Annotated in this window: 14 protein-coding genes; 7 read left to right on the top strand and 7 right to left on the bottom strand. The window is 72.6% G+C overall.

What is annotated here, in order from left to right; genetic code table 11:
- Positions 1-152: 152 nt before the first annotated feature.
- A complete protein-coding gene (locus tag AB0E96_RS19365) occupies positions 153-4,037 on the bottom strand; it encodes an RICIN domain-containing protein (RefSeq protein WP_359825057.1) in 3,885 nt (1,294 codons plus the stop codon).
- Between the two features lie 344 nt (positions 4,038-4,381).
- On the opposite strand from AB0E96_RS19365, the gene AB0E96_RS19370 reads away from it, so the two are divergent.
- Positions 4,382-11,080 (top strand): RHS repeat-associated core domain-containing protein, encoded by a 6,699-nt coding sequence (locus tag AB0E96_RS19370; RefSeq protein WP_359825060.1) that lies wholly within the window; start codon positions 4,382-4,384, stop codon positions 11,078-11,080.
- 178 nt (positions 11,081-11,258) lie between these two features.
- On the opposite strand, the gene AB0E96_RS19375 is transcribed toward AB0E96_RS19370, so the two are convergent.
- The 3 genes from AB0E96_RS19375 to AB0E96_RS19385 all read right to left on the bottom strand — a co-directional run bounded on the left by AB0E96_RS19375 (position 11,259) and on the right by AB0E96_RS19385 (position 14,427).
- A complete protein-coding gene (locus tag AB0E96_RS19375) occupies positions 11,259-11,924 on the bottom strand; it encodes a hypothetical protein (RefSeq protein WP_359825062.1) in 666 nt (221 codons plus the stop codon).
- Between the two features lie 26 nt (positions 11,925-11,950).
- Positions 11,951-12,592, bottom strand: coding sequence for a hypothetical protein (locus tag AB0E96_RS19380; protein WP_359825065.1), 642 nt, complete (start codon positions 12,590-12,592; stop codon positions 11,951-11,953).
- A 233-nt stretch (positions 12,593-12,825) separates the two neighbouring features.
- Complete coding sequence (locus AB0E96_RS19385) at positions 12,826-14,427, bottom strand: ABC-F family ATP-binding cassette domain-containing protein (RefSeq protein ID WP_359825067.1); 1,602 nt, start codon at positions 14,425-14,427, stop codon at positions 12,826-12,828.
- Between the two features lie 250 nt (positions 14,428-14,677).
- On the opposite strand from AB0E96_RS19385, the gene AB0E96_RS19390 reads away from it, so the two are divergent.
- Positions 14,678-15,613, top strand: a complete 936-nt coding sequence (locus AB0E96_RS19390) for an alpha-L-glutamate ligase (protein ID WP_359825070.1) — start codon at positions 14,678-14,680, stop codon at positions 15,611-15,613.
- A gap of 13 nt (positions 15,614-15,626) precedes the next feature.
- On the opposite strand, the gene AB0E96_RS19395 is transcribed toward AB0E96_RS19390, so the two are convergent.
- On the bottom strand, positions 15,627-16,961 hold the full coding sequence (locus AB0E96_RS19395) for an FAD-dependent monooxygenase (RefSeq protein ID WP_359825072.1): 1,335 nt from the start codon (positions 16,959-16,961) through the stop codon (positions 15,627-15,629).
- 505 nt (positions 16,962-17,466) lie between these two features.
- Here AB0E96_RS19395 and AB0E96_RS19400 point away from each other — a divergent pair.
- Positions 17,467-18,630 (top strand): magnesium and cobalt transport protein CorA, encoded by a 1,164-nt coding sequence (locus AB0E96_RS19400; protein ID WP_359825075.1) that lies wholly within the window; start codon positions 17,467-17,469, stop codon positions 18,628-18,630.
- 92 nt (positions 18,631-18,722) lie between these two features.
- Here the strand turns inward: AB0E96_RS19400 and AB0E96_RS19405 are convergent, their stop codons facing one another.
- Positions 18,723-19,121, bottom strand: coding sequence for a hypothetical protein (locus AB0E96_RS19405; protein ID WP_359825078.1), 399 nt, complete (start codon positions 19,119-19,121; stop codon positions 18,723-18,725).
- 108 nt (positions 19,122-19,229) lie between these two features.
- Here AB0E96_RS19405 and AB0E96_RS19410 point away from each other — a divergent pair, with 108 nt between their 5' ends.
- The 4 genes from AB0E96_RS19410 to AB0E96_RS19425 all read left to right on the top strand — a co-directional run bounded on the left by AB0E96_RS19410 (position 19,230) and on the right by AB0E96_RS19425 (position 22,107).
- Complete coding sequence (locus AB0E96_RS19410; RefSeq protein WP_359825081.1) at positions 19,230-19,826, top strand: XRE family transcriptional regulator; 597 nt, start codon at positions 19,230-19,232, stop codon at positions 19,824-19,826.
- A gap of 62 nt (positions 19,827-19,888) precedes the next feature.
- A complete protein-coding gene (lepB, locus tag AB0E96_RS19415) occupies positions 19,889-20,887 on the top strand; it encodes a signal peptidase I (RefSeq protein WP_359825084.1) in 999 nt (332 codons plus the stop codon).
- A gap of 201 nt (positions 20,888-21,088) precedes the next feature.
- The gene (locus AB0E96_RS19420; protein ID WP_359825086.1) at positions 21,089-21,352 is read left to right on the top strand and encodes a hypothetical protein; all 264 of its coding nucleotides are present in this window, start codon (positions 21,089-21,091) and stop codon (positions 21,350-21,352) included.
- A 95-nt stretch (positions 21,353-21,447) separates the two neighbouring features.
- Positions 21,448-22,107 (top strand): zinc ribbon domain-containing protein, encoded by a 660-nt coding sequence (locus AB0E96_RS19425; protein ID WP_359825088.1) that lies wholly within the window; start codon positions 21,448-21,450, stop codon positions 22,105-22,107.
- A gap of 85 nt (positions 22,108-22,192) precedes the next feature.
- Here the strand turns inward: AB0E96_RS19425 and AB0E96_RS19430 are convergent, their stop codons facing one another.
- A complete protein-coding gene (locus tag AB0E96_RS19430; RefSeq protein WP_359825091.1) occupies positions 22,193-23,677 on the bottom strand; it encodes an LCP family protein in 1,485 nt (494 codons plus the stop codon).
- Positions 23,678-24,187 lie beyond the last annotated feature (510 nt).

The following is a 24,187-nucleotide window of genomic DNA, read 5'->3' on the forward strand; positions in this document are numbered from 1 at the left end:
GGCCCGGTGGGCGGGGGGGGCCGCACCACCGGGGGGCCCGGGGGCGGGGGGGCGGGGGGGCCGGGGCCCGGTTTGGGGCGGGTAACCGGGGGGGGGCCGGGGGGTGAGGCCGGGCCCCGACGTTCAGCAACCCCTGGGGTTCCGGTGACGCGTCAGGGGGTGCGTTCCGGGTTGATGGTCCACTGCTGGTTGGCCTGCAAGCCGGGGCAGTTCCAGATGCCCAGGCGGGTGCCCTGGTCCGTCGCCCAGGCGGGCAGCTCCAGGCACCGGCCTCCGGGGTTCCCGGCGTCGACCGTTGCGGGCAGGTAGATGCGGCCGTCGGGTCGCACGCTCCACTTCTGGCCGGTGGCGCCCGTGCACGTCGAGAGGACGACGCGGGTTCCGTTGCCGAGGCCGTTGTCCTGGGTGGAGAGGCAGTAGCTGCCGGCGCGGACCGAGCCGTCGGTGGCGAAGTTGAAGCGCTGGTTGACCGAGTTCCAGCAGCCGTAGATGGCGACCTCGGCGCCGTTGCGGGGGCCGTTGACGGCGTCCATGCACTGCCAGCTCACGCTGTTGGGGTGGACGGAGACGCTGGCGTCGGCGTAGCCGAGGGATTGCCAGGCGTCGAACCCGTCGACCTTGCTCTTCGCGCCCGTGCCGCTCTTGCCGGGGAAGGCGGTGATGGCGTTGCTGTTGTTGATGGCCCAGAGGTCCGGGTAGCCGTCGTTGTTGAGGTCCGCCGCTCCGACGCGCGGCTGGGCCGAGACGGTCCAGTCGGCTCCGGTGAGGATGGGGACTCCGCTGCCCGGCTTGGTGAGGGCCGTGTAGTCGACGGTCGGGACGCCGTACTCGTCCTTCTTCCAGGTGATCGGGTAGGCGTAGATGTTGCCGTTGGTGCGGTGCCGGGCCCAGACGGTGGCCTGGTAGGTGGTGTCGGTGGTGCCGGGAACCGTGGTGGCGCCGTTGGCCGCTCCGGGGTTCAGGATCTCGTAGTCGGCCCAGGAGGCGCCGTCGACGGTGGGGATCAGTTTGGCGGTGTCGTCGACGTCGTCGGCGAGGCCCGGGGTGAGGAGGTACAGGCTGGTTCCGGAGGCGGTGGTCTCGACCGACAGGATGGAGGTGCGGGTCATCATGACGGTCTTGGAGGTGTCGACCGGGTCCTTCCCGACGGCCTGTCCCTCGGGGGTGCCGATGGCCACGGTCTGGACGGCGTTGGCCCAGTTGCCGTTGGCCTGCCAGTTCGGGCACGCGGCGTGGGTGTCGATGGTCTCGCACGCGCTGGGCCGGGTGACGACGCCCGGGGTGATGGTGTCGTAGCGTCCGGTGCCGTCGTTGGTGACGACGTAGAGGTACTTCTTGAGCTCCTGGTTCGTGGTGTTGTGCGCGATGATCTGGTCGACCGCCTGGCCGTCGCGCAGGGTGCCGTGGTGGCTGATCTGGTAGTCGGACCAGGTGACGCCGAACTCGCGGTTGCGGGGGGCGGCGGCGGCCGGTGCGGCGAGGGACGTGGACGGGTCCACGGTGCCGCCGATGATGCGCAGGTCGCCGTTCCGGTCGGGGGTGACGAGGTCGGGCTTCTGGTCGTTGTCCACGTCACCGAAGAGGGGCTGGGTGCCGGGCTTCCACGGGACGTAGAAGTTGTAGACGGCCGGCTGGCTGTAGTTGCCGGCGTTGTCCATGGCCCAGGCGTAGAGCGTGTTGGTGCCCCACTGGCGCGGCTGGAAGCCGTACGGCTGGCCGGGGGAGGAGGTTCCGCTCTGGCCGCAGCGCCAGCCGACGACCGGGGTCGGGTCGGTGCTCACCCGGACGCAGGCGATGCCCGAGGCCTGGAGGCCGGGGCCCGGCGCGGGGTCCTCGGCGTTGATGGAGAAGCTGCCCCAGTCGTTCATGTACTTGGCCGGGCTGGGGTTGGGGGTGCCGGAGGGCGGGAAGTCGGTCGAGCTGATGCTGACCCGCGGGTTGGTCTTGTCGACGCGGAAGTAGCACCAGGCGCTGTCGGGCGAGGTGAGGATCTCGTCCGTCGCGCGGGCGACCCAGCCGTACTGGTGGCCGTCGGACAGCGAGCCGACGCTGACCGACGGGCCGGGGTCGTTGTAAGTCCCTCCCCAGGAGCCCGGCACCGCACTGAAGTTGGGGTCGTTGTCGTCCCACATGTGGTAGCCGGTGTAGAGGTTCTGGCCGGCGGGGGACCAGCTGTTGGCGGTCAGCCAGATGGTCTGATTGCTTCCGACCCAACCGGGGTTGTCCCAGGGGTGGGCGCCTCCGCTGCTGCACTCGGCGGTGCTGCCGTTGGCGGCGAAGCCCGGTGCGGGGCTGGTGCGCGGGTACCAGACGGTGGGGGTGATGTCGTAGGTGGTGGTGATGCTCGGGTTGTTGCCGATGTTGTGGCGGTAGCTCTTGTCCCACTCACTGCTCTGCGGGGCGATGCCGACGGTCCACCAGGGCCAGTGCTCGGCCGCCGCCTGCTTCATCATGCCGGTGACGTCGATGGCGAGCGGGCCGGTGCCGGTGAGCCACTGGCCGTTGACCGCCGGGCAGTTCTCCATGACGAGGTTGCCGTTGGTGCCGCAGGGCTGGTCGTTCCAGCTGGTGTGCTCGTGGATGGGCCTGGGGGCCGAGTACACGACGAAGGGCGTGTTGGTGCCGGGGCTGGAGGCGCTGGTGACCTGGGCGTTGAGGACGGAGCTGGAGATCGTCGGAGGGCTCTGGGCGCCGTTCGGCACGGTGTAGAGGGCGGGGTTGATGCCGAACTGGAAGTAGGCGCGCTGGCGGCCCTCGGAGCCGCAGTCCAGGTTCGGGTCACTGCTGTGGTATCCGCAGTACCCGGTGGCCAGGTTGGACTTCTTGTTGAAGTTCTCGGCCGTCTTGTGGTTCTCCTGGACCTCGACCGATCCCTGCACCGAGCTGGTGGCTGCGATCAGTGACGGATCCAGGTACCACGGTCCGCTGCCCGAGCCGAGGGAGTCCTGGTCCGGAGTCAGTTCGATGGCCGAGGCGGTGACCTTGGTGGCCATGGCCGCGACGTTCGCGCCGTCGCCCGGTTCTTCGGCGCTGGACGGGATGCCGGACGGTCCGCCCGCCGGTGCGGAGGAGGCCGCGGAAGGAGCGGCGGAAGGAACGGCCGAAGTTACGGCCGAAGTTACGGCGGAAGGAACGGCGGAAGGATCCGCGGCCAGGGCGGTGCGGGGCGTCGAGCGGGAGGAGCGTTCCGCCGGAGCGGCGACCCCGGAGGCGGGCTTGCTGGAGTCCCACTGGAGCGGCGCCGGCGCGCGGAACCGTGCGGTGCCGCTCTCGTCGGCGACGGTGATGGCACCGTTCGCGTCGGAGGTCACGGTGAGGCCGTGCGCGGAGAGCGGGAACGTCAGGGACTTCAGGGCCGGGCTCTCGGCGGCCGCGCGGGTGCGGACGACGATCACGTCGCGCCAGCCGCCCTGGGGCAGTGAGGTCAGCTGGAGGTCGACGTCCGGCAGGACGTCGCGGTAGGTGGCGGTCGCCCCGTCGAGGACGGGCTTGGGCAGCGGGAACGGGGCGCCGATCGCCAGGCTCTTGCCGTCGTCGGTGGCCACGGTGGCCATCGGTCCGTCGCCTCCGCCCGAGAACGTCAGCTTGGTGCCGGCGACTGCCGGGCTGAGCGTGCCGTCGCCGTTCGGCCGCAGGGTGGGGTCCAGGTCGGCCCATGCGCCGTTCTGCCTGGTCCGTACCGCCTGGGCGTTGTCGGTGCTGGTCAACGTGCCGTCAGGGTTGGCCGTCGTCCTGGACGTCCCGGTGGTGAGGGCGTCGACGACGACCGGCTTGCGGGTGCTCTTCGCCTGGGCCCGGGCGTTGAGCACGGCCTGCTGTTCGTGGGTGCGGGCGGGGTCCGGGCCGTTGGGGACGACGGGCTTGATCCCGCCCGACGGGCCGTGGGGCGGTGTCGGGTCGGCCGCGGTGGCGGCGGGAGCGCCGAGCGACGCCAGGCCGAGGACGGTGGTGAGGGCGAACGTCGCGAGGCGTGCGGGAGCGTGCCGGGGCCTTCGGGCGCGTGTGCCGCCCGGTCGCCGTGACGAGGTGGAGTTCATGGGGGTGGTGCTGTTCCTTCGAGATGTCCGCTCCATGCGCGAGCGGTGTTCGGGACGGAACGATGCGCCGTGACCTGCGAAAACGTCAAACGCCGGGCGCCGTCGGTCCCATGTGCCCGAATTAAACCTATCTTAATGTAAGGATTTTATAAAGATCGCCCCAGTTGATGGGTGATCTGGTAAGAGCCCCCTCCGGCCGCCCTCTAGTGTCGCGCTCGAACCATGGCGTGGCCATGTCCGCATGACGTTGTGTCGATGAACTGAGAGGACCTCCTGTGGGGGTTTGGCCTGCCCGGATACGGGCCGCAAGAGAACGAGCGGGGGGCCGGTGGCACGCACCCGCGGTGGCGGCACTCCTCGCCCTGGCGATGACGGGAGCAGCGGTCCCGCCCGCGGCCGCGTGGACGTTCCCCACGCCGGAGGGCGAGGTCTGGACGCCTCCGACGACGCCGCTGGGCGAGAAGACGCCCACCGTCACCGGGCATGACGTGCGGCCGCCGGCCGCCACTCCGGCGAGCCGGCCCGAGGACTGGAAGCCGCAGCCGGCCCAGCCCGTGGTGACCGGTACCACGACGGTCACGGTCGGAGCCGACAGTGCCGAGGCGGAGGCCGCACGGAAGGCGACCGGCGGCGGGTCGCCCGCTTCCGGCGGGGCGACCGGCTCGAAGGCCGGCGACCTCGCGGTGACGGTCGCACCCGGAACCGGACACGGCGAGAGCGTGCACACCGTCACCGTCCAGGTCACCGACGCCGACAAGGGCCGGAAGGCCGGGAGCCCCGGCCCGCTGGTCGCACTGACCGATGCCGGGGGCCCGGCGGGCGGCGAGGGCCGCACGGCGAAGGTGACGCTCGACCTCAAGGCGCTCCAGGGCGCCGGATGGTCGGACCGGGCCGCGCTGGTCACGCTGCCCGCCTGCGCGCTGACCACCCCCGAGCGGGCCGAGTGCCGTACCAGGACACCGGTGGCCTCCACGATCGACGCCGCGGCGGGGAAGGTCACGGCGGACCTCGCACTTCCCGCCGCGCCGGCGGCGGCTCCCGGCCGGACCGGCGCCGTGAAGGCGTCGTACACCACCGGCGCCGTGAAGGAGCCGTACACCACCGGCGCCGTACCCGCATCCGTCGGGGCGACGGATGCGGGCGGCCCGGTCGTGCTGGCGGCGGCGCCCTCGCCGTCCGGGGCCGGCGGCACCTACACCGCGACCCCGCTCTCCCCGTCCGCCGAGTGGTCGGCCGGGTCGAACGCGGGGAACTTCACCTACAGCTACCCGATCCAGCTGCCGCCCGCCCTCGCGGGCAGCGCGCCGACGGTGGCGCTGGGCTACAACTCGGCTGCGGTCGACGGCAAGACGTCCGCGACGAACTCCCAGTCCTCGTGGATCGGCGACGGCTGGGACTACGAGCCGGGCTTCATCGAGCGCTCCTACAAGAGCTGCGACAAGGCCGGCATCACCGGTTCGGCGGACCAGTGCTGGGGCGGCCAGAACGCCACCCTGTTCCTGGGGAACCACTCCGGCACCATCGTGCGCGACGACGCGAGCGGCGTGTGGCACCTCCAGGACGACGACGGCTCGAAGATCGAGCAGCTCACCGGGGCCCCCAGGGCGGCCGGCGACGTCGACCACCGGGACGCGGAGTACTGGCGGATCACCACGCCGGACGGCATCGAGTACTACTTCGGCCGCAACCACCTGCCCGGCGGTGACGGGAGCGACCCGGCCGCCAACTCCGTGCTGAGCGTGCCGGTGTACTCGCCGAACAGCGGCGACCCCTGCTACAACGCGGCCACGGGCAAGGCCTCGTGGTGCCAGATGGCCTGGCGCTGGCAGCTGGACTACGTGGTCGATCCCCACGGGAACCTGACGACGTACACCTACGCCACCGAAGGCAACAAGTACAACCGCGGCGGTGCCCAGAACTTCGGCGACGGCACCCTCACCGACTACCAGCGTGCCGTCTACCTCAAGGAGATCGGCTACGGGCAGCGCCTGGACGAGCAGAAGGCCGCCAAGGGGACCGCGAACCCCGCCGCCAAGGTCGTCTTCGGCACCACCGAGCGGTGCCAGCCGTCCGGAACGATCACCTGCACGGAGGCCCAGCGCACCGCCGCCAACGCGGACGCCTGGCCCGACGTGCCGATCGACCAGATCTGCTCCGGCACCGGCACCTGCGCCAACTACGCGCCGACCTATTTCACCACCAAGCGCCTGACGTCCGTCACCACCAAGGTGCTCGTCGACTCGGCGTACCGTGACGTCGACACCTGGGCGCTGTCCCAGTCGCTCGCCGACCCCGGCGACGGCACCAAGCGCACCCTGCGGTTGGACTCCGTCCAGCGCACGGGCTCGAACGGGCAGACGCCGGCCAGCGTGCCGGCCGTCCAGTTCACCTACGTGATGATGGCCAACCGGGTCGACGGCCTGGTGCCCGCGTCCCCGATGTTCATGCGGCCGCGCCTGCAGGGCGTCACCACCGAGACGGGCGGCCGCGTCAACGTCGTCTACACGAGCCCCGAGTGCTCGCGGGTCGACAAGCGGATGCCGGCGTCCGAGGACTCCAACACGATGGCCTGCATGCCGGTCAAGTGGTACCTGCCCGGCCAGTCCTCACCGGACCCGGTCAACGACTGGTTCAACAAGCCCCTCGTCAGGACCGTCACCGTCCAGGACCTGGTGTCCAGCCCCTCGACCGGCATGGTCACCGAGTACACCTACAACGGCGGGGCCGCCTGGCACCGCAACGACGCCGAGTTCATCGACCCCAAGACCCGTACCTGGAGCCAGTTCCGCGGCTACCAGTCGGTCACCACGACCAACGGCAACGCCGATCCCGGTGAGGCCCCGAAGACCCAGCGAACCGTCACCTACCTGCGCGGCATGGACGGCGACTACCTCGCCAACGGGACCCAGCGCAGCGTCCAGGTCGCCAGTCCGCTCGGCGGCAGCGTGACCGACAGCGACTGGCTCAGCGGACGGACCGTCGCCACCGAGGGCTTCGACAGGGCCGGCGGCACCGTCCAGACCGTCACCGGAAGCACCTACAACGGCCAGCAGACGACCGCGACCCACGTCCAGGGCGCGGGCGCGCCGAAGATCTACGCCCGGTACGGGTCCTCGGAGGTCACGGCGGCCACGAAGGCCAGGCTGGCGGACGGCAGCTGGCGCACCGTCTCCACCGTGACCACCAGCGACCCCGCCCACGGCAACCGCGTCACCAAGGTCGACGACAGGGGCGACGGCACCGCCGCCACCCCCGAGACCTGCACCGTGACCGACTACGTGACCGACCCCAACCCGCAGCGTTCCACGCTCGTCTCCGGCACGGTCACCGTCCAGGGCTCGTGCGACGCCGCTCCGACCGGGGCCAACACGGTGTCCGGCGGGCGGTTCCTCTACGACGGGAAGCCGTTCGGACAGGCCGGCGCCGCCGGCGACGTGACCGGCACCCAGGTGCTCGACCGCTACGACGCGAACGGGAACCCCGTCTACGCCGACAGCGGCGCCACGACCTACGACGGCTACGGGCGCGTCCTCACGACGTCGACGACCGACGGGTCCGCCTACGACCGTTCGGGCAACCAGGTCAACGGTCCGCAGAAGGCACGGGCGGTCACCACGACGGCCTTCACCCCGGCCACCGGCGCCCTGCCGACCCAGGTGAGCACGACCGGGCCGATGGGCACCGGCTGGACCACCACGGTCACCCAGGACCCGGCCAGGGGCTCGGTGCTGGCCAGCCGGGACGTCAACGACCGCGTGACCACCGCGCAGTTCGACGCGCTGGGCCGCGTCACCAAGGTGTGGGCGCCCGACCGGCCCACCGACCAGAACCCCAGCCAGAAGTTCACGTACAAGGTGAACGGCACCAGCGGGCCGTCCACGGTCACCACCGAGTCCATCCGGGAGGACAACGGGTACTCGGCGGTCGTCGACCTCCTCGACGGCCTGGCCCGGCCGCGGCAGAGCCAGCGCACCAGCGACGCCAAGCCGACCGGGCGCCTGATCACCGACACCGTGTACGACTCGCACGGCTGGGTGATCAAGACGTCCGCGCCGTACTACGAGGAGTCCTCGTTCCCCGGCGAGTCGGTCTTCGTGCCGTCCGGTGACGGGCAGGTGCCCGGTCAGACCTGGAACACCTACGACGGCCAGGGGCGCGTGGTGCGCACCGAGGCCCGTTCCTACGGCAACCTCCAGTGGAGCACCACGACCGCCTACCCGGGCGCGGACCGCACCGACGTGACGCCGCCCGCCGGGGCGAACCCGGCCTCGACCGTGACCGACGCCCGCGGGCGCACCGTCGCCACCTGGCAGTACCGCACCCCCACCGCGACCGGGAACGCCGCGGACGCGGACGTCACCAGCTACGCCTACACGAGTGCGGGCCTGGCCGCCCGGCGCACCGACAGCAGCGGCAACAGCTGGAGCTACACGTTCGACCTCCGCGGGCGGCAGGTCTCCGCCTCCGACCCGGACACCGGCACCAGCCGGACGTTCTACGACGCCGACTCCCGCGTCGACCACACCGTCGACGCCAGGGGCACGACCCTGGCCTACAGCTACGACCTGCTCGGGCGGAAGACCGGCCTGTTCGACGGCAGCGTCGCACCGGCGCACCAACTCGCCGGCTGGACGTACGACACGCTGCTCAAGGGGGAGCCGACCGCCTCGACCCGCTACGTCGGCGGAGCCTCCGGGTCGGCCTACACCAAGGCCGTCACCGGGTACGACACCGCGTACCGGCCGACCGGGAACTCCATCACCGTTCCCGCCGCGGAGGGGGCGCTCGCCGGGACCTACACGGCGAGCAACAGCTACACCCCGGTGCTGGGCGCGCAGAAGACCCTGACCATTCCGGCGGCGGGCGGACTGCCCGCCGAGACGGTCAGTTACGGGCGCACCGTCACCGGCCTGCTCACCTCCTCGATGAGCCAGGGCAAGGCCGTGGTCGCCGCGATGGCGTACGACGCGCTCGCCCGTCCGACCCGCACCACGGTGGGCCAGTACGGCAGCCAGGTCGTGTCGACCCAGCAGTACGACTGGGCCACCGGAAGGGTGATCAACTCCTTCCTCGACCGCCAGCTCGGCACCACCTCCGTCGACCAGACCAGCTACACGTACCTCCCCTCGGGCCGGATCTCCTCCGTCACCGACGTCCAGGACGCCGCCGCGACCGACACCCAGTGCTTCGCCTACGACTACCTGGGACGGCTGACCGGCGCCTGGACCGACACCGGGGGCACGGCCACCACCGCGGACTGGACCGACAGTTCCGGCGTGGTGCACGGCACCGGGAGCTCCACCGCCGTCCCGGGCACCGGCGCCTGCCGGAACGCGTCGGGCCCCGCCGTCACCGGACCGGGCGCCAGCACGGTCGGAGGCCCCGCGCCCTACTGGAACACCTACTCCTACGACGCCACCGGCAACCGCACCGGCCTGGTCCAGCACGACATCACCGGCAACAGCGCCAACGACACCGTCACCACCCAGACCTTCGGAGCCGCGCGGGCCGTCAACACGGCCACCGGTTCCGCCGGTACGGGCGGCGCAACCGGCGGCCCGCACGCCCTGCTGACCTCCACCACGGCCGGGCCCGCCGGCGGCAGGACCGTCAGCTACCAGTACGACGCCAAGGGCCGCACCACCTCCGTCACCGACGCGGCGGGCACCACCACGCTGAGCTGGAACGGTGAGGACAGGCTCGACTCCCTCACCAAGGCCGGCCAGGCGGACGCCACCACCTACCTCTACGACGCGGACGGCAACCAGCTGATCCGCCGCAGTCCCGGCAGGACCACCCTGAACCTGCCGACCGACGAACTGGTCCTCGACACCGCCTCCGGCTCGATGACCAACACCCGCTCCATCGCCGCCCCCGGCGGTCTCACCTACACCCGCGTCACCGCCCCCATCGGCGGCGGACGGGTGCTCGTCCAGGCCTCCGATCCCCACGGCACCAACGGCGTGGAGATCAACACGACGGCCGGCCAGCCCGTCACCCGGCGCGGCACCGACCCCTTCGGCAACGCCCGCGGCACCCAGCCCGCGGCCGGCGCCTGGGCCGGGACCAAGGGGTTCGTCGGCGGAACCAAGGACGACACCACCGGCCTCACCAACCTCGGAGCACGCCAGTACGACCCCACCACGGGCCGGTTCATCAGCCCCGACCCGATCATCGACGCGGGCAGTCCACAGCAGTGGAACTCCTACGCCTACAGCAACAACGATCCGGTCAACCTGTCGGATCCGACCGGGAAGCTGCCGACCTCGGACCCGGGCTGGAGCATCGTCCGGGACCCCTCCTGGGGCGAGCAGATCCTGACCGACGGTGACTACGCCACGGACGAGCAGATCATCGCGGCCGGTCGTGACGACGGCACCAAGTTCAAGCCCGTGAGCGGGGTCAGCGGGAGGTTCGCCCAGATCCTGGCCCGGGACCAGAAGGCCGACGGGACCTGGGACTGCTGGCGCTGCGGCTACAACTTCTCCGACTCCAGGGACCTGAACGCCGGACACCGGATCATTCCCCGGAGCAAGGGCGGCAACCTGTCGGAATCGAACCTGTGCGTCGAGGGCTGGGCCTGCAACAGCAGTGCCCAGGACCGGGGACGGCCGAGCGCCGGCATGTCCTGCCGGGAACGCTACGCGTGCAACAGCGCCAAGCCGGCCAAGCCGTACCGGCTCAACCGGAACCGGAACTGGCTCTCGCGCGTCGCCGCGGCCCGCGGAGACCGGGGGAGCGTGTCCCTCGGCGGAGCCCTCGGCGCGGCTGGGCTGGCGGTCAGCGCGGTTGCGATCGTCGAGGACGTCAAGGCCGCCCCGCCGGGAGAGAAGGTGAGTACGGCGGTGGTCGACACCGCGACCTTCATCGGGGGTGTCGCCGGGAGCATCTACGGTGCCGAAACCGGCGCCGCCATCGGAACGATGATCATGCCAGGCGTCGGAACGGTGGTGGGTGGAGCCGTCGGAGCCGTCGTCGGCGGCGTCATCGGCAGTGGCATCGCGCGCAACACCGTCAAATCGATCAAGAAGTGGTTCTTCTAGCGTGACGGCACCCGCATGACGGGGTGACGACAGCACAGGGCCGGCCATCACGGACGTGATGGCCGGCCCTGTGCATTGCCGTCGGGCTTTCCCGTCGCGCCTTCCCCCGGGTGCTTTCCCCCGGGTGTCTTCCCGGGCGGGCGGGCGGCGGGGGAGGGGAGGCGGGTCGGTCGCGTGACTACGGATATCCGATGGCGTGCAGCTGCGACGCCACCGCCGCGACGTCGCAGCCCGGGTTCAGAACCGCCGCGAACCGCTCGACCGGGCCCGCGAGGTCGAGCACACCGCGAACAGCCGCGGCGACCTCACCCGTCGGAGCGAGGCCGAGCCGCGGAACGTGGAAACCGGGTTCGAACCGCGTGAGTTCGTCGAGGATCACCGCAGCCCCGTCGGGGTCGGAGTGGGACGGCGGGAACCGCAGGCCGGAACCCGTGTTCCACGACGGTTCCGAACGGGACCTCCACGTGCAGCTGGTGGCGAGGACGGCATCGTCGTCCAGGAACTCGGGAATCTCCGACAGGATCCACGAGAGGCTGTCCGGAACCTCGTCGAGGACTCCGGGCCAGGTCCGCATCGGGTCGGCGGCGTAGGGGCTCATCGGGGATTCGTGGTCGAACCCGATCAGCAAGGCGCCCTGCTCGCAGAAACCGATGAAGTAGCCGTCGCCACCGCCCTCCAGCACCGCGGCTTCCAGCCCGGGACGCCACAGCGGCTCGAACGAGTGCTCGCGCGCCCAGGCGTTCTCCGGCTCGCGGATGATGTCGAAGGCCGCGAGCGCGATGGAATGCCGTCGGAGCGCCTCCACGTCCGGCAGCAGCCGGGCCACATCGACGATCGAGGACAATGCGGGTCCCTTTCCGGAAGAGGTGGTCACGGCAGAAGGGGCGCCCGCACCCCGAGCGCCATCGCCTCGGCGGCGGCGGCGACGCGGGCGGCCTCCGTCGCGGGTGCCTGCGTGGTGACGACGACGCAGGAGTCCGCGGACAGCGTGGTGCGGATCAGTATCTGCCGCCACTCCGCGCCCTCGAATTCGTAGCCGAATTCGACGAGGTCGAGGCCTTCCGTGGACGCCTCGCGAACGACCCGCTGGCCGGGGGCGGCCATTGCGGAAAGGCGTTCCGCGCGACGCGCCCGGACGGGCCCCTGGATGTAGATCACCGAGGAATTGTCCCCGAAGAGATAGAACGGCGCGCTGTTGTCGCCCGGGGGCGGCGAATCAAGGGCGAATCCCGCGGGCCAGGGGCTCGAGTAGCTTGTCGTCTCGATCAGCCAGGCCTGCTGTGAACCGCCCTTCCCGACCTCGATGACGTCGTCCAGCGATCCGACTCCGACCAGGCGCGCCTCGACGTTGTCCGGGAACCCCTGGAGGTCGACCCCGCGGCGGGCGGAGCCCGGCGCGTGACGGGTCACGGAGAGATCGGATTCCGAACCTCCCGCCCGTTCGACGGTGTACGGGGATTTCGGTGTGATCGATACGCCGAATCCGGACAGGCGGGCGAAAGAGTGGGCCATTTTTCCTGGAATTTTCTTGTCGGGTTCGTCGCGGCTTGGAGCGGGCTGATTGTAGCAAGTCAAACGTGAGGGATATTCGGGCCTTCCTGGCGGTCCTCCCGGCGGCCTTCCCGGCCTTCCCGCCCGACTCGGAGGTGAGCCGCGCGGTCCGGGCGGTCCGGGCGGTCCGGCGGACGGCGGACGTGCCCGCGGGTGGCGGGCACATCCGCGACGTCGGCGGAGTGCGCCGGACCTCAGCTCTGTGCGACCAGGTCCAGGTACGCGTCGTGCCAGAGGTCCTCGTCGCCGTCCGGCAGGAGGAGCACGCGGTCCGGCCGCAAGGCCTCGATGGCGCCCGGGTCGTGGGTGACCATCACGATCGCGCCCGGGTAGGTGCCGACCGCCGCCAGGACCTCCGTGCGGGAGGCCGGGTCGAGGTTGTTGGTCGGCTCGTCGAGCAGCAGGACGTTGGCGCCGGAGTGCACCAGGGCGGCCAGGGCGAGGCGGGTCTTCTCGCCGCCGGACAGCACCCCGGCGGGCTTGTCGGTGTCGTCGCCCCGGAAGAGGAACGCGCCGAGCACGTGCCGGAGTTCGCCGTCCGTCAGACCGGGCGCGGCCGCCGCGAGGTTGTCCCGCACGCTGAGCGCCGGGTCCAGGGTGTCGTGCTCCTGGGCGAAGTAGCCGAGCCGCAGGCCGGTGCCGGGGACGACCCGGCCGGAGTCCGGGGTCTCCCGGCCGGCCAGGAGGCGCAGCAGGGTGGTCTTGCCGGCTCCGTTCAGGCCGAGCACGACCAGCCGGCTGCCGCGGTCCACGGCCAGGTCCAGGCCGGTCAGCACCGGTCGGCCTCCGTAGGACTTGGCGAGACTGATCGCGCCGAGCGGCATCCGGCCGCACGGGGCGGGCTCCGGCAGCCGGATCCGGGCGGTGCGTTCGGCCTGCCGGACGGGTTCGAGCTCGGCGAGCATCCGGTCGGCCCGCCGGGCCATGCTGCGGGCGGTGGTCGCGGTGGCGACGTTGGACCGCATCCGGTCGGCCTGGGCGTGCAGGCTCGCGGCCTTGCGCTCGGCGTTGGCCCGCTCACGGGTCCGGCGGCGCTCGTCGGCGGCGCGCTGGGTGAGGTAGGCCTGCCAGCCGGTGTTGTGGACGTCGATCGTGGCCCGCTGCGGATCCAGGTGGAAGACCCGGTTGACGGTCTCCGCGAGCAGCCCCACGTCGTGGCTGATCAGCACGAGCCCGCCCTGGTGGGTGGCGAGGAAGCCGCGCAGCCAGGCGACGGAGTCGGCGTCCAGGTGGTTGGTCGGCTCGTCCAGCAGCAGGGTGCCGTGGTCCGCGAACAGGATGCGGGCCAGTTCGACCCGGCGGCGCTGACCGCCGGAGAGCGTGCCGACGGGGGAGTCCATCACCCGGGTGGGCAGGCCGAGGCCGGCCGCGACCCGGGCCGCCTCGGCCTCGGCGGCGTAGCCGCCCCGGGCCTGGAAGCCGGCCTCGGCCCGGACGTACGCGTCCATCGCCCGGCGTTCCCCGGCCGGCGATCCGGCCCGGGCCATCGCCGCCTCGGCGGCCCGCAGGGCGCGGACGGCGGCGTCCAGGCCGCGGGCGGACAGGATGCGGTCGGTGACGGTGACGGACGGGTCGGCGGCGCGGGAGTCCTGCGGGAGGTAGCCGACGGCTCCCGTCCGGGTGACGGTGCCGGCGGCGGGCGCCAGCTGCCCGGCCAGGGTGGCGAGCAGGGTGGTCTTGCCGGCGCCGTTGCGGCCGACCAGGCCGATCCGGTCGCCGGGGGCGACGTGCAGGGTGATGTCGGACAGCAGCAGGCGGGCACCGACGCGTACGTCGACACCACGGGTGGTGATCACGGGAGAACGCTCCGAAACGGCTAGCGGACAGACGGGTGGCGTGGAAGCGGGTCCGTCGGCTAGGAGATTCGGGGCGTGGACATGGGGGAACGGTAGCGCGCGGGGCGGAGCGGGCGCACCCGAATTAACGGGCACGGGCATGGGCGAGGGGATGCGGGAGGCCGGGCGGCGGGGTTTCGGACACGGTCCGAGGCGGTTGGCGCACGGGGCCGCCTTGTCGTGGCCGCGGCGCCGTCGCTTGCATGTCCGCATGGCCCGACGCGACCTCGTACTCCTGACCGATCACAGCTCGACCGAGGGCAGTCGGCGGGTGCTCGCCGCCGCCGCGCGGATCCTGACCGGGCGGGAGCCCGTCCAGCTGGACGCCCGGCACTTCCTGGCCGGTGGCGGCGGCCGGATCGAGGCCGACGACGGGGGAGGGCTCCGCTTGGAGTCGGGTGGGCGCTCGGTGGTCGCCGACACGGTGATCGTCTACGAGGTCCCGCCGCACCGGCGCCGCGCGTTCGAGGACTGCCAGCGGCGGCTGCGCGCCCTCGGCGCCCGCTCGCTGGGCATCGGCGCCGAGGCGTGGCGGGCGGCCACCGAGAGGGACCTCACCGCCGCCCGGTTCGCCCGGGACGGCGTGCCGCACCTGCCCGGCATCGCGCTCTCCGGGCCGAGCCCGGAGACCGCCGCCGACGCCTTCGCGGCCCTCGGCGGCGACGTCTGGGCCCGGCCCCGCGTCGGGACCGGCGGCGGCGACGTCTTCCACATCACCACCCGTGCCCAACTGGACGCCGCTGTACGGCATTTCGCTCGGGCCGGCGCGGACTGGCTGATCGTCCGTGACGCCCGGAACCTGCTCCCGGACGGGCGCCGCCACCAGTACCGGGTCGTGGTGCTGCAGGGGCGCGTGGTCCGGGTGGTCGAGCACGTCCAGGCGGATCCGGACGCACCCTGCGAGGAGAGCAGGGGCGCCGCCTGCACCCAGCTCGACTACACCGAACTGCCGGACGGGCTCGCGGAGTCGGCCGTCGCGGCGGCCGCCTCCCTGGGGCTCGACCTCGCCGCGGTGGACCTCGTGGCGGAGAGCGGCGGGGTGGTCTTCGAGGTCGACGTCCACCCCGCCTTCGGCCGGCGGGGGCTGGAGCAGGTGGCGCTGCCGTACGTCGCCGCGCACCTCGGCGAGCAGTTCCTCCGGGAGTGACGCCCGGGCCCCGTCAGGCCCGCAGGATCGCGGCGAGCACCGGTGGCCGGAACAGCAGCGACGGCGGCGCCACCAGCGACATCACCTCGTGGAACGCCGCGGTGACGGCCGGGTCCCGGGTGCTGGCGGCCAGCACCTTGTCGAAGAAGCGGTGCTGGAGCCCGACCGCGGCGCCGGCGGGCGCGCCGGTGGTGGCGCGGAAACGGGCGTCCTCGGCGCAGGAGATCATCCACGGGATCGCGGACGCGGTGGCGACGCCGCGCCGCGCGGTCCGCGTGGTGGCGTGCCCGATGCCGCCGTGCCGCTTCACGGCGCGGCGCAGCTCCCTGGCGCAGAACAGGGCGACGGTGACGCCCTGCCCGTACACCGGGTTGAAGGTGCCGGCGGCGTCGCCGACCACCACCAGACCGTCCGGGCAGCTGCGCTCGTAGTGCCGGCGCACGCCCGGGCCGGGGTGGAAGCCGCGTACCTCGCCCGCCGGTTCGGCGTCCCGCAGCACCTCGTGGAGGAGCGGGTCGCGCAGCCGGCGCAGGTGCTCGGTGAACCCCTCCTCGCCGGCCCCCGGTTCGGCGCCGCGCATCCCGGCGAGGCTGACGATCCACCGGTCGCCCTCGACCGGCAGCAGCACGCCCATCCGCCGTTCGTCCGGGGCCTTGGTCTGGAGGTAGATCGCCCGGTCGCCGAGGTCGGACCCGGCGGGCCGGTGGAAGAGCCGGGAGGCGTACGCGACACCCGCGTCCACCCGCTCCTCGGGGACCGGCGGGCAGCCCAGTTCGGCGAGCCACTTCGGCACCGAGGTCGACCGGCCGGCCGCGTCCACCACCAACTCCGCCGGTATCTCCCGCACTTCGCCGCGCTCCTGGCCGCGTTCGCGGACCCGAACCCCGGTGACCGCGGCCGCCGAGCCGAGCAGCCCGACCACGTCCGTCCCCTCCAGGAACTCGATCGCGGGGTGGGTGCGGACCCGGTCCAGCACGAGCTTGTCCAGCACCGGCCGGGTGCAGGAGAGGAAGGCCATCCGCGCCGGGTACTCGGCCAGCCAGCCGGCGGAGCAGAGCCACCTGACGTCCGAGGCGGTCACCCGCCGCGCGCCCGCGGCCGTCAGCTCCCGCTTGATGCCGGGCATCATCTCCTCCAGCAGCCGGTGTCCGGCCTCCAGGACGAGGTGCGCGTGCCGGCCCTGCGGCACGCCGGCCCGGAACTCGGCCTCCGCGGGGTACCGGTCCCGCTCGACCACGACGATCCGCTCGGCGAACCCGCGCAGCGCCCACGCGGCCGTCAGCCCCGCCAGTCCGCCGCCGATCACCACCGCCGTACCCCGCCCCGGGGCCCTGTCCGAAGAAGTCATGACACGTAGCGTAGTGGGGTGACCGCCGCTCCGTGATCGGTTCGCCCGGGTGAAAGGGCCTGACCGGCAGGTCCGTTGGCGTCGCGCGGGACGGTGCCCGGCGTTCCGCGGAGCGAGGACGGAGCGAGGACGGAGCGCGCACGGAGCGCCGGAACGAGGGGTGGACACGGCCCGTGGCGCGGCCGTGGTCGGAATCCGGGTCGTGCGGGTACTAGACTCGGCCGGGTTGTGCTGGCGCCTCTCCCGGTGCGCGAGCGCGCGGAGGCGAGGAGGTGAGAGCCGTGGAGTGCAGTAGTACGGGTCGAAGTCGGCCCCGCCCCCGGTTGTCCCGCACCACTCGCGGCCCCCGGCACACCTCCTCCCGTACGGCTCCCGCGCGGCACTGATCTCGTCCTCCCGGCGAGGCGCCGCCGGTCGCGCCGTGCGCGTGGCGGCCGGCCGGGCGCCTCCGGTCCGTCGTCCTCCGGTACGGCGGCCGGGCACCCACCCGTGGAGGTCTCCCGCCATGTCCGACTGGCGTGTGCGCGCCGTGCGCGCGAGCAAGCGTCCGTTCTCCCGTTCCGTCGTCCGGCCCGTGGACACCCAGCCGGCGCCCGAGCACTCGATGGACCCTCGCCCCGACCAGCCCGCCGAGCCGGTCACGCTGGAACGTTCCGTCGTGGACGCGGCGGTCTACCGGGACGGCCGCCGGATAGCGGCACCCACCGACCTCGCCGACATCTACCGCAACCTGCCCGGCCGGCCGGGCACGATGGCCTGGATCGGCCTGTACCGGCCCGCCGAGGCGCAGCTGCTGGAGGCCGCCGACCGGTTCAACCTGCACGAACTGGCCGTCGAGGACGCCATCGTCGCCCACCAGCGGCCGAAGCTGGAGCGCTACGGCGACACCCTGTTCGTGGTGCTGCGCGCCGCCCGCTACCTCGACGAGGCGGAGGAGGTCGACTTCGGCGAGATCCACCTCTTCGTCGGCCCCGACTTCGTGCTCACCGTCCGCCACTCCCAGGCCCCGGACCTGTCGGCGGTGCGCCGCCGCCTGGAGGACGACCCGGAGCTGCTCGCGCTCGGCCCGGAGGCGGTGCTGTACGCGGTGCTGGACGCGGTGGTCGACGGCTACGCGCCGGTGATCGCCGGCCTCCAGCACGACATCGACGAGATCGAGACCGAGGTGTTCGGCGGCGACCCGCAGGTCTCCCGCCGCATCTACGAGCTGTCCCGCGAGGTGATCGAGTTCCAGCGGGCCACCCGTCCGCTGCTGGAGATCATGAAGAGCCTGGAGGCGGGCTTCGGCAAGTACGGCACCGACGACGAGCTCCAGCGCTACCTGCGCGACGTCACCGACCACGCCACCTACGCCGCCGAGCGGGTGGACGGCTTCCGGCAGATGCTGCAGAACATCCTGACCGTCAACGCGACGCTGGTCTCGCAGCGGCAGAACGAGGAGATGAAGCAGCTCGCCGAGGCGGGGCACGCGCAGAACGACGAGATCAAGAAGATCTCCTCCTGGGCGGCCATCCTCTTCGCGCCGACGCTGATCGGCACGGTGTACGGGATGAACTTCGAGACGATGCCGGAGCTCAAGTGGGTCTTCGGCTACCCGTTCGCGATCGGGTTGATGGCGCTGGTGTGCACCGGGCTGTACCTGGTGTTCAAGAAGCGGGACTGGCTGTAGGCGGCGGCTCCGGGGCGGCTTCCTCGACGGGGCGCCCGTTCCTCACCGGGCGGTGACGACTCGGCGTCGGTCCATGCGCGAATCCGGGCCCTTCATCCGGTTCCTCGGCGCGCCCCGGCCGGCCGTGGTCGGCCCTGACCGGCCGACAGCAGCCGGTACTCGGCCTCCGGATCCCGCTGGCGCCGGTACTCGAGGTGCAGCCGGACGGTGCCGTCGGCTCCGGCCGGGAGGTCGAGCGGGCCCCGGCCGGCCGGGAGCGGCCGGGGCCGCGGCCACTGCTGGGCGAGGACGGCGAGCGCGGTGCCGTCCTCGCCGCGCAGTATCCAGGTGGCCCGGCCGCCGCCGATCAACGGCAGCCGGGGGCGGGGGAGTCCGAGTGCGGTGAGCGCGGTCGGGAGGCCCAGGCCGTCGGGGAGCGTGACGGCCTCGGTGTGCGGGGCGTCGGTGTCGTCGCCGGCCGAGACGCTGTCGCGGGTGAGGAGGATGCGCATGACGGGAGGATAGGCGGGAGCCGCGGAGGTGACCCGTGGGGATGGTGGCCGGGCCTCACCCGTGTGCCGGATTGACAAGCAGCCTTGCCGTACCGGCAAATGGCAGGCATGGCCGACGAAGAGTTCGAGAACGTCCTCACCACGGTGGGCCCGAGGCTGCGGGCGCTGCGCCGGGAACGCGGCACCACGCTCGCCAAACTGGCCGCCGCCACCGGCATCTCGCTCAGCACGCTGTCGCGGCTGGAGTCCGGGCAGCGCAAGCCGACGCTGGAACTGCTGCTTCCGCTGGCCCGGGAGTACCGGGTGCCGCTGGACGAGCTGGTCGGCGCCCCGGCCACCGGCGACCCGCGGATCCACCCGCGCCCGGTGACCAGGAACGGCCAGACGATCGTCCCGCTCACCCGCCACCTGGGCGGCCTGCACGCCTACAAGCACATCGTGCCGCCGGGCCGGAACGCCGGGCCGGAGCTGGAGTTGAAGGTCCACGAGGGCTACGAGTGGCTGTACGTGCTGTCCGGACGGCTGCGGCTGGTGCTCGGCACCCACGACCTGGTGCTGGCGGCGGGTGAGGCCGCCGAGTTCGACACCCGCACCCCGCACGCCTTCGGCAACGCCGGGCCGCAGCCGGTGGAGTTCCTGAGCCTGTTCGGTCCGCAGGGCGAGCGCATCCACGTCAGGGCACGCCCGGGAACCTCTGTTCGGTAGGTTCGTTCCTGACAGGGGGTCTTCGTACCGGCTCCCGCCAGGCCGTCGGAGGGGCCGAGGAGATGAGTGTGCAGCAGAGCGCGGAGTCCGGTGAGAGCGGCGGAGCCGGGGAACGCGGGGAGGCCGGGCCGGAGCGCCGGGCGCGGCCGGGCGCGGGCACCGCGGTGACGGAGGGCGCGGGCGGCGCCGCTCCCGGGGCGGCCGGTGCTCCGGGGCAGTCCGAGGAGAAGGCCGGGCGTCCCCGGAAGAAGCGCCCGTTCTGGCAGGAGCTGCCGATCCTCGTGGTGATCGCGCTGCTGCTCTCCCTCGGCATCAAGACCTTCTTCGTGCAGGCCTTCTCCATTCCGTCCGGCTCGATGGAGCAGACCCTCGCGATCGGCGACCGGGTGCTGGTCGACAAGTTCACCCCCTGGTTCGGCGCCGAGCCCGAGCGCGGTGAGGTGGTGGTGTTCCGGGATCCGGGCGGTTGGCTGGAGGGTGTGCCGACCGACTCCGGCGGCTCCGTGTCGGGCACCGTCCAGAAGGTGCTGAGCACCGTCGGCCTGATGCCCTCGGCGGACGAGAAGGACCTGATCAAGCGGGTCATCGCGGTCGGCGGGGACACCGTCGACTGCGAGGCGGGCGCGCCGCTGAAGGTCAACGGGATGGCGCTGGACGAGCCGTACCTGTTCCCCGGCGCGACGCCCTGCGACGACGACCCGGTGGGCACCGTCACCGTGCCCAAGGGCAAGCTGTGGGTGATGGGCGACCACCGCAACAACTCGCGGGACTCCCGCTGGCACCACAACCAGACCGGCGACGGCTTCGTGCCGGTGGACAACGTGGTCGGCCGGGCCTTCGTGGTGGCCTGGCCGGTCTCGGACTGGTCCACCCTGCCCGTTCCGGGCACCTTCGACAAGGTGCCGGCCGGGGCGGCGGGCGCGGCCGGATCGCCGGTCGACGAGCCGCCGGCGCCGGCGGCCGCCGCACTGGCCGGGATCGTGCCGCTGGCCCTGTGGCAGCGGCGGCGGTCGGCGCGCGAGGCGGTGTCGGGCAGGGTGTCGGGGCGGAGGGCGCGCTGAGACCGCTTCGGTCCCGCCGGAGCCCGTCGAGGCCCGTGCGCCCCGTTCTCCCGGCTGCCGGCCGGGGCCGATCGTCTTCGACGGAATTCCTCCCACCGGTCTCTACACGCCTGTAGAGTTCGAGAGGTGAGCTGCACCCCCGGCCGCCGGGCCGCCCCGAGCGGGCGTCCGGCGGCCGGGTCCGGGTCGGGAGGCGGAGCCGTGATGGAGAGTCAGTGCAGTCCCGCGGGCGCCGCCGCTCCGGCAGGAGCGGAGCCGGCGGACCGGGACGTCCGATGGGTCTACCAGCCGGTCGAGGTGGACCTCGGGGGCGGAGCCTGGGCGCTCGGCCGGATCAGCGGCTGGTGGCAGGACGACACGGGGGAGCGCTGGTGCCGGCTGCGGATCGGCCGCAGCGGGCAGCCCGCGCTGTGGCAGCGGTTCGACCCGGCACGGGTGCTGCTGCTGCCGGTCTCCGGGCTCTGAACGGGCCGAGCGGAGAAATCCTGGCGGAACCGATCAGCGGGCCCTATCGTCCCTGGGAGCGACCGCTGACAGGCCCTTTAGCGACCGGGGACGACGTGACTTCGGAGATCTACTTCAGCAACAACTACCGCGACCTGTGCGAGCAGCACGGCACCGGCGCGGGCTTCCAGTTCGAGTTCTCCTGCTCCCGGTGCTCGGACACCTGGCGATCCGCCTTCGAGCCGTTCCGGACCGGTCAGATGGCCGGCTGGATAGGCAAGGGCGTCAGCGCGGCCTGGAACCTGATCGGCGGCAACGCCAACACCATCAGCAACGCCGCCGACGGGCTGGCCGGCCAGACCTGGGGCACCTCCCGGGACGCGGCCTTCCAACGGGCCATCGGCAACGCCCAGTCGCACTTCAACCGCTGTGCCCGGTGCACCCACTACGTCTGCGGGCGCTGCTTCGACCCGGCCCAGGGCCTGTGCCACACCTGCGCCCCGGACACCGCGGCCGAGGCGGTGGCGGCCCAGCGCCGCGGCCTCAACGACAGCGTCACCGAGCGCGCGTACAACGCCGGGCAGCAGTCCGGTGCCGGGTTCGACGTCAACACGCCGCGCCAGCTGGTCTGCCCGCAGTGCCACACCGAGACCCACGGCACGCCGTTCTGCCCGGGCTGCGGCTTCCGGCTGGCGCAGCCCGTCCAGTGCACGGGCTGTCAGCGGGACGTCCCGGACGGCGCCGCGTTCTGCCCGTCCTGCGGGACGAGGCGCTGACACCCCCTCGGCCACGCCGACGGCGGGGCGCCCCCGGAGCGATCGGCCCGGGAGCGTCCCGCCGTCGTGCGGGCGGGGGAGCGGCTCAGCCGTAGGAGAGGTTGGCGCAGGGGTCGTCGTCGGCCGAGCGGGCGCTGCCGCTGATGCTGCTGGGCAGCGGGGCCGGTGCGGTGGCGGCGCCGCCCGGGGCCGCTGCGGTGGGGCTCGCCGGGTTGGCGGCGGCGAAGTCGTGGCCGAGGACGACGCTGATGCCGCGGCCGCCGGGCTGGACGGTCGCACCGGGGAAGAGCTTGGCGACCGCTTCGGCGGCGGTGCGCTCGCCGCTGCCGTACTCGACGACGGTGGTGCCGCGGGGCTTGCCGGCGGCGTTGCCGACGGTGGTGACGGTGTAGCCGGCGCCCTTGACGGTCTCCGCGGCCCGGCCGCCGAGCCCGGTCTCACCGGTGCTGTTGAGCACGGAGACCTTCACCTCGGCGGCCTTGGCGTCCTGGGCGGGCGTCGGGGCGGTCTCGGCGGGGGCGGCGGGGGGAGTCGCGGCGGGGGTCGAGCCGGCGTCGGCCGGGGCGCTCGCGTCCTGGCCGTCTATGGTGCGATCGGCCTTGAGGGCCGCCCACAGCTGGTCCACGTCGGGGTGCACCAGGGCGACCCGGGGGCCCTCGTAACGCCAGGGCACGGTCAGGAACTTGATGTCGTGCAGGTCGACGTCCTTGAGTTCCATGGCGAAGGAGAGCAGCTTGGCGGCGGAGCCGAGGCCGGGGTCGACGGTCAGTGACTTGGTGGCGGCGTCGGCGAGCGGCAGCAGCGTGGTCGGGTCCATGCCGCGGGACTTGACCTCCTTGATGAGGGAGGAGAGGAAGGCCTGCTGACGCTTGGTGCGGCCGATGTCGGAGCCGTCGCCGATCCCGTGCCGCACCCGGACGTAGTCCAGCGCGGACTGGCCCTCGACCTTCTGCTTGCCCTTGGGGAAGATCAGCTTGCCCTTGCGGCCGAGGTTGGGGTTGAGGTCCCCCTCGTGGATGTCGGCGGGCAGGCAGACCTCGACGCCGCCGACCGCCTTGGTCATCGACGCGAAGCCGCTGAAGTCCACCACGATGGTGTGGTCGACGCGCAGGTTGGTCAGCTTCTCGACGGCGTTCTGGGTGCAGGCCGGGTTGCCCTGGTCGCTGTCGCCCACCGAGAAGGCGCTGTTGAACATCACATTGTTCTGCTCCTTGGTCCACTTGCCGTTCGGGAGCTTGCACGGCGGGATGGTGACCAGGGAGTCGCGGGGGATGGATATGCCGACGGCGTGCTTGTGGTCGGCGTAGACGTGCAGCAGGATCGCCGTGTCCGAACGGGCGCCGCCGTCCCCGCCGCCGCCCAGGTCGCTGTTGCCGTTGCCCCGGCTGTCCGAGCCGATCAGCAGGACGTTGACCGGGGTGCGCCCCTGGGCGTCCGGGGCCGCGGCCTCCGGGCGGTCCCTGCTGAGGGCGTCGCCGTCGAAGGTGCTGATGTTGCTGTTCAGCCGGTAGTAGAGGGCGCCGCCGCCGAGGATCGCCAGGGCGGTGCAGCCGGCCGTCACCCAGAGCACCTTCTCCTTGGTGCTGCGCTGGGGCTTCTTCCTGGCCCGGCTCGCCGGACGGCCGTCCGCTGTGCCCGTACTGTCCTGGTTCCGACCGGTTCTCCGGCCGGCCGCCCGTCGTCCGCCCGCCCGGTGCGGCGAATTCTCGGCCCCGGGGGAACTCTTGCGGCCAGACACGTCGTCATCCTCCACAGTTGCCACGCGCGCCCCCGTCGAAAGGCGGCGGGTTCGCGCGGCCCGGGGCCGGAGCCGATCCGGGCACGGCCCGTCGCTAAACTTTTACACCGCTGTAGAACTTCAGTGGAGCATACTAGGCGCGGATGGGAAAACCGGCTGGTCAGACCATGAGAAATTGGTCAGATCGGCCGGTCCGCGCTGCTCCCCACCCGTACGAGGAGCACGATGACTGATCGGATCGCACGTTCGATAGCCGGCGCCCTGGTGGCGCTGCTCGCCGCCGTCGGCCTCACCGCCGTGGCATCGGGCACGGCGGCGGTGGCCGCGCCCCGCACCGTCGCG

This window comes from Kitasatospora sp. NPDC036755, from assembly GCF_040636595.1.
Lineage (GTDB): Bacteria > Actinomycetota > Actinomycetes > Streptomycetales > Streptomycetaceae > Kitasatospora.

Excerpts from the sequence above, each read along its gene's own strand:
- AB0E96_RS19365 (WP_359825057.1), bottom strand. The coding sequence starts at position 4,037 with ATGAACTCCACCTCGTCACGGCGACCGGGCGGCACACGCGCCCGAAGG.
- AB0E96_RS19380 (WP_359825065.1), bottom strand. The coding sequence starts at position 12,592 with ATGGCCCACTCTTTCGCCCGCCTGTCCGGATTCGGCGTATCGATCACA.
- AB0E96_RS19390 (WP_359825070.1), top strand. The coding sequence starts at position 14,678 with ATGGCCCGACGCGACCTCGTACTCCTGACCGATCACAGCTCGACCGAG.
- AB0E96_RS19395 (WP_359825072.1), bottom strand. The coding sequence starts at position 16,961 with ATGACTTCTTCGGACAGGGCCCCGGGGCGGGGTACGGCGGTGGTGATC.
- AB0E96_RS19400 (WP_359825075.1), top strand. The coding sequence starts at position 17,467 with ATGTCCGACTGGCGTGTGCGCGCCGTGCGCGCGAGCAAGCGTCCGTTC.
- AB0E96_RS19405 (WP_359825078.1), bottom strand. The coding sequence starts at position 19,121 with ATGCGCATCCTCCTCACCCGCGACAGCGTCTCGGCCGGCGACGACACC.
- AB0E96_RS19410 (WP_359825081.1), top strand. The coding sequence starts at position 19,230 with ATGGCCGACGAAGAGTTCGAGAACGTCCTCACCACGGTGGGCCCGAGG.
- lepB (WP_359825084.1), top strand. The coding sequence starts at position 19,889 with ATGAGTGTGCAGCAGAGCGCGGAGTCCGGTGAGAGCGGCGGAGCCGGG.